Below are 1,295 nucleotides of genomic sequence, written 5' to 3'. Positions count from 1 at the left end.
TATCGGTTTGTTTTAAAGCAAAGGGTAAGAATGTTGGAGCGACAACAATTGCTTTGAATGCGTTAGGAGGAAAGCCGGTTTATAAGGCGACAGAATTAGGCATGAGTGCTTTATTAGGAGGCGAGATACAAAAGGGGTGCATTTATCGTTTGGTTTATCGGGATGATGCTTGGCATGTTTTAAATCCTACCCCCTTGCCTTTATTACAAGATTCGAAGACTTCGGTTTATCCTACTGGTACGATAGGGATTTTTGGGATGCAGGTTTTGCCAGAAGGCTGGTTAGTCTGTGATGGGGCGGCTTATTTGCGTAGTGATTATCCAGCACTTTATGAAGCGATAAGAACAAGATGGGGTGGCAGTGATAGTTGGACGAAGTTTAATGTTCCCGATTTGCGTGGCGTGTTTTTGCGGGGTGTTGATGATGACCGCGAGATAGACCGTTTTCGTTATCTTGGCACATTACAACATGACGCTATGAGAAAGCATGATCATGGAGGTCACTCGGTTACGGTTTTGAATGATGCCAATGAGGAAGAGAATTGGTATGGAAATATGATGATTATCTGGGGGTATATGCTCAATGAGAAGCAAAGGGAAAAGCTTGCCGAACGTTTGGGTGTGCGTGCAGAGGATATACGGTTGCATCATGGGCTTGCTTTTCCCCATTCTCATCTTCAGATGCGTGATGTTGTTTGGGCTCGTTCAGGTGTCAGTGAGACGCGTCCGATTAATATGAGTGTTGTGTTTGGGATTAAGACGTGAGGTCAAGATGTCAACGATTTACGATTGGTCCTTAACGGCATCTGAGAATGGTGGAGCAGATAGCTTAATTAATTGGTCAGAAGGACAGCACCCTAACACGGTCAATAATAGCGCGCGTTTTATGATGCAAAGGGTCAGAGAGTATTTATCGGATACGGGGGGTGTGATTGAAGGGATTGTTACGGTTAATCAAGAACAAAAGACCAGTGGAATACGTCTTCAAAGTCAATCTCAGTTTTTAGCGTATAAGAATGGGATATCGGTTTGTTTTAAAGCGAGAGGTAAGAATGTTGGAGCGACCACGATTGCTTTGGATAATTTGGCTGCTAAGCCCGTTTATAAGGGGACAGAAAGCGGTTTATTAGCCTTATCGGGAGGCGAAATCCAAGAGGGGTGTCTTTATACTGTTATATATGATGAAGAGATAAGTGGTTGGCAAATTCTCAATCCAACAAGAGAGAAAGTTTCTTCTTTAAAACGCCTACCGTCTGGTTTTATCGGTCCTTTTGCAATGGAGCGTTTGCCGGAAGG

Annotated in this window: 1 protein-coding gene and 1 pseudogene; both read left to right on the top strand. The window is 43.7% G+C overall.

The genetic code is table 11. The features are described from left to right. On the top strand, nt 1-764 hold a 764-nt coding region (locus T429_RS0108515; RefSeq protein WP_026500980.1), incomplete at its 5' end, for a phage tail protein. A gap of 7 nt (nt 765-771) precedes the next feature. Next, nucleotides 772-1,295 (top strand): annotated as a pseudogene (locus T429_RS0108510) (phage tail protein); the annotation flags it as partial.

The organism is Bartonella elizabethae F9251 = ATCC 49927 (assembly GCF_000518165.1).
GTDB lineage: Bacteria > Pseudomonadota > Alphaproteobacteria > Rhizobiales > Rhizobiaceae > Bartonella > Bartonella elizabethae.
This window is presented reverse-complemented; position numbering and strand designations above follow the sequence as displayed.